This window comes from Candidatus Cryosericum odellii (assembly GCF_003570935.1).
Classification (GTDB): domain Bacteria; phylum Caldisericota; class Caldisericia; order Cryosericales; family Cryosericaceae; genus Cryosericum; species Cryosericum odellii.
The window spans coordinates 1-3619 of sequence record NZ_QXIU01000017.1 but is presented as its reverse complement, the minus strand read 5'-3'; the positions used below and the strand labels follow the sequence as shown (position 1 = coordinate 3619).

At 60.2% G+C, this 3619-nt stretch carries 4 protein-coding genes; 3 read left to right on the top strand and 1 reads right to left on the bottom strand.

Features of this window, described 5'->3' with window-relative positions; genetic code table 11:
* Window positions 1-237, top strand: a 237-nt coding sequence (locus tag SMC5_RS10945) for a hypothetical protein (RefSeq protein ID WP_207798931.1), incomplete at its 5' end; no start/stop codon positions are given.
* Between the two features lie 15 nt (window positions 238-252).
* Window positions 253-1890, top strand: coding sequence for an alpha-glucosidase (locus SMC5_RS00805; protein WP_119086777.1), 1638 nt, complete (start codon window positions 253-255; stop codon window positions 1888-1890).
* 16 nt (window positions 1891-1906) lie between these two features.
* Here the strand turns inward: SMC5_RS00805 and SMC5_RS00800 are convergent, their stop codons facing one another.
* A complete protein-coding gene (locus SMC5_RS00800; RefSeq protein WP_165848183.1) occupies window positions 1907-2968 on the bottom strand; it encodes a PAS domain-containing protein in 1062 nt (353 codons plus the stop codon).
* A gap of 211 nt (window positions 2969-3179) precedes the next feature.
* On the opposite strand from SMC5_RS00800, the gene SMC5_RS00795 reads away from it, so the two are divergent.
* The coding region (locus tag SMC5_RS00795; RefSeq protein ID WP_455423441.1) for a family 4 glycosyl hydrolase at window positions 3180-3619 on the top strand (440 nt) is incomplete at its 3' end.

Sequence of the window (3619 nt, the reverse complement as noted above, 5' to 3'; positions counted from 1 at the left end):
CAGCCCCTGGAAGCACTGTCCAAAATGTCGTTCCAAGTTCTGGAAGCCTTCTTTCGGCTGTCGCACGGCCTGATGGCCCCTGGCATGGCTGACCACATGAACGGAGTCCTGCGGCAACCCTTCCTCTCGGACACGGGTTTTACGCTGTATCAGGCACGCCTCGGGCAGGAGGTGAGGCCTCCGATGTTCTCGGTGCCGCCTCTCGATCCTCCCGCTTCAGTCGCACCACCCGTGTGACACCAGAAAACCAATATGATTGCGACTGACGCTCAGAGCCAACCCTGGTGGAAACGGGGCGTCATTTATCACTGCTATGTCCGCAGTTTCATGGACAGCAACGGCGATGGCATCGGAGACCTTCCTGGTCTGACCAGCAAGCTGGACGTCCTGCGGGACGGTACGCCCTCTTCCCTTGGCATCGAGGGCCTGTGGTTGTCGCCCGTCTACCCGTCGCCCAACCGCGATTTCGGATACGACATCAGCGACTACCGCTCGATTGACCCCATGTATGGTACGATGGAAGACTTCGACCGCCTCGTGGCCGGTGCCTGTGCACGGGGTCTTCACCTCATCATGGACCTTGTCGTCAATCACAGTTCGACCGAGCACACCTGGTTCAAACAGGCACGCACGTCCCGCGAGAACCCATTCCACGACTACTACCTCTGGAGCGATGGAGCCAATGGCAGACCCCCCAACAACTGGGGCTCGACATTCGGAGGCTCGGCCTGGGAATGGAACGAACAGACCTATGAGTTTTACCTGCACAGCTTCCTCAAGGAACAGGCGGACCTGAACTGGCGCAACCCCCGGCTTCGTGAAGAGATCCACGACATCATGCGGTTCTGGATGGACCGGGGTGTCGACGGCTTCCGTCTCGACGTCGCCAATTACTACGTCAAGGACGCCATGCTTCGGGGCAACTCTCACGAGTTTGTCATTGCTCAGCCCATGCCCGGCAACCCTTCGAAGACGCTGTTCATCCCGATGTCGCGCGAGGTGTACGACCACACCGTGGATCAGCCGGAGACGCACGACGCCCTGCGGGAAATGCGCGGCGTCATTGACGAGAAGCCCGGGCACATGATGGTGGGTGAGATCGCACAGCGCACGCAGGGTCAGGTGCTGTCCTATTACGGGGATGGCAACAGTGAGCTGAACCTGGTGTTCAATTTCTTCTTCTTCGTTCGACATTTCCGGGCGAAGGACTTCCGCGACATCATCCAGCAAACCCTCGACCTGCTGCCCGAGGGCGCCTGGCCCGCCTGGGTCCTGAGCAACCATGACGTCGTGCGTGCGGTATCGCGCTACCATCTCACACCGCCGATGACGAAGAGCATGATAGGACTCCTTCTTACGCTCAAGGGGACCCCGTTCCTCTACAATGGAGAGGAATTGGGGCTTGCAAACACGCCGCTCCCGAAGAGACTCCTTCAGGACCCTGTGGGCAAGAAATACTGGCCCTTGCCGGTCGGCCGGGACGGCGAACGCACGCCGATGCCGTGGAATGCGACACCCGACCGCGGCTTCACCACGGGAACCCCGTGGCTGCCCGTCAGCGCACCAGCCATGTCGTACAGTACAGAGTCGGCAGACCCGACGTCGGTGCTGAACTTCACGAGACGGCTCAGCTGGTTCAGGTCGCACCATTCCGCGTTAAATGCAGGCGATCTGTCAATCGTTGCCGGTCCGTCGGACACCTGCCTCTGCTTCACGCGCAGATCCTCAGTAGAACACCTGACGATTACGATTAACCTGTCCGACCAGACCGTCGCGATCCCACGGGGCAGCTTCACGTCAGACCAGATTTCCCTGTTCACCACAGAGGAGCAGCCATCCACGGACAGTCTGGCTCCCTGGGAGGTCAGGATAGCGGCTGCTCTGGCATAACCCAGAGGACGGGTGGTCAGTTCGCTACGTGAGAGCTCTTCCGTCCAGTGATATCCCGGCCAATGATCACAACCATGTCAGGACTCCCTTCCGTCCTGACCAGCGCACCGCTGACTTCAACCTGTCGGACCGAACCCGAGACGTTCTGGACGTCAAAAACCTCAAGTGACTCGGGTCCTCCGAGCAGCAGCCGGTCAAAGAACGCCACGCCACGACTGCGATCAGCAGGCTCGATAACATCGACCACGTCCCGGCCGGCGAGCGAAGGTGCAGGCACGCCAAGGAACTCGCACAAGCGGGCATTCGCCAGGATGATATGCCTGTCCAGACTGACCATGCAGATGTGCTCGGACGACCTGTTCAGGAACGCATCCAACTGCTCCCGACTCTTCTTGAGTTCCAGTTCGTTCCTGCGCATCTCGGTGATGTCAAACCCGATGCCGACCACGCTGGCGACAGAGCCACGGATGTCGAAGACCGGCATCTTGACCACGTGGAGCTTGATGTGGCTGTCGCCGTGAATCTCGTCGTAGTCACGCTCCCAGCGGCGTCCCGTGGCAATAACGGTGTTGTCCGTCTGCTCGAACTCCGTCGCCCGCTCGGGCTCGTACAGCTCCCGGTCCGTGTGCCCCAGCAGATGGCTGAGCGAGTTGTCATTCCACGTCGGCCTGGCAGGGTTGTACTGCGCCCACATCAGGTTCGCCGCCTGATACCGGTGATCGAGCGTTTTGAGCCAGATGGCCGCTGGAAGGTTGTCCATCAGGATGCGGGCGAACGCCCGTGATTCCTCCAGTGCTTCCATGCTCTCCTGCCGGGCAAGAAACCTCTGCTGGAGAATGAGGGCACGGACCGCTGCCCAGATCAGAGCGCCGCTGACGATGATGGCGATCACCATCAGCACTTCCTGGCCAATGGTCAGGTTGTCGGCGAAACTGCCCAGGAGTGCGCTCCATACAATCACATACAGGCACGCAGCCAGAGTGGCTCCGGTCCTCGCCCGCCTGAACCACCATTTCGGCCTTCCTGTCGCACCTGCTCCCTTACGATGACTGCTGGTTACTGGATTATCCGAGTTCATCTGTCCACCTTCTCTCTTGACATCTTTGAGCGTAGCCGTCATGGATAACCTGTCAAACGCGCCCGAACAGCGTAGACCACCCGGAGCCTCTCCTTGACAAAGGAAGAGGGCCCGCTAGAACATTGAAGGGAAGGACCGCCCGTCATATCGCTGGACAAAAACACTGGCGGATGCGCCGTGGTGTGCCGGTTCGCGCCGACTGGAGGCAACGATGAAAGTCAGCATCATTGGTGGAGGGGGGACAAGAGTCCCGATTCTCGTGGGCGCTCTCCTTGACCTTCAGGAACGGCTCGGCCTCACGGAGATCTCACTGGTCGATCCCGACGACGAACGGTTCGCCACCATGGATAAGGTCGTATCGGCCATCGTCAAGGGCAGAAACAGCACGGTCGAGATCTCGCACGCCAGTACGTTCCGCGAGTGCGTGACCGGAGCATCCTTCGTCATCGCCGCCATACGCGTGGGTGGCGACCATATGCGTACGCTGGACGAACGCATCCCCCTCTCGATGGATGTTCTGGGGCAGGAGACGGTCGGCGCAGGCGGCTTTGCCATGGCTGTCCGCACCATCCCCGTCGTGCTGGACATGCTCAACGAGCTGCGTGAGGTTGCACCCGACGCCTGGTTTATCAACCTCACGAATCCGTCGGG

What these genes read in the sequence shown, in the direction of transcription:
- SMC5_RS00800 (WP_165848183.1), bottom strand. Translation starts at nt 2,968, where the DNA reads ATGAACTCGGATAATCCAGTAACCAGCAGTCATCGTAAGGGAGCAGGT.
- SMC5_RS00805 (WP_119086777.1), top strand. Translation starts at nt 253, where the DNA reads ATGATTGCGACTGACGCTCAGAGCCAACCCTGGTGGAAACGGGGCGTC.